This window comes from Marinobacter iranensis (genome assembly GCF_029207565.1).
In the GTDB taxonomy this organism is placed as follows: domain Bacteria; phylum Pseudomonadota; class Gammaproteobacteria; order Pseudomonadales; family Oleiphilaceae; genus Marinobacter; species Marinobacter iranensis.
This window is the reverse complement of the sequence record NZ_JANCMW010000072.1, coordinates 1-288: the sequence shown is the minus strand read 5'-3', so window position 1 is coordinate 288 and position 288 is coordinate 1. Positions and strand designations below refer to the sequence as shown.

Annotated in this window: 1 protein-coding gene; it reads right to left on the bottom strand. The window is 68.4% G+C overall.

Annotated elements, in window-relative coordinates; translation table 11 throughout:
* The coding region (locus NLU14_RS21490) for a chromate resistance protein ChrB domain-containing protein (protein ID WP_275710462.1) at positions 1-288 on the bottom strand (288 nt) is incomplete at both ends.

The following is a 288-nucleotide window of genomic DNA, read 5'->3' as shown; positions in this document are numbered from 1 at the left end:
CGTCGCATCGCGGCACCAGCGGTAGAAGGCGTCGTAGAACGTCATGCCCGCTTCCAGCTGCGCCAGGTCGTCGGAATGCATGCGCGACAGGCCGAGCGAAGCCGCAAGCAGCCCCGCCGCTTCCGGCGCGAGGTCGAGGCGGGCGGTGTCGGCGCCGCGCACGATGGCGGCGAGCCTGAGCAGCGGTTGCGTCGCCAAGGAGAATTCTTCGACCATGGTGTCGAAGGTGCAGGTCTCGCCGCGATGGCTCCAGAAGACGTTCTCGACGTCGAACGGGGTGGCGCCGAA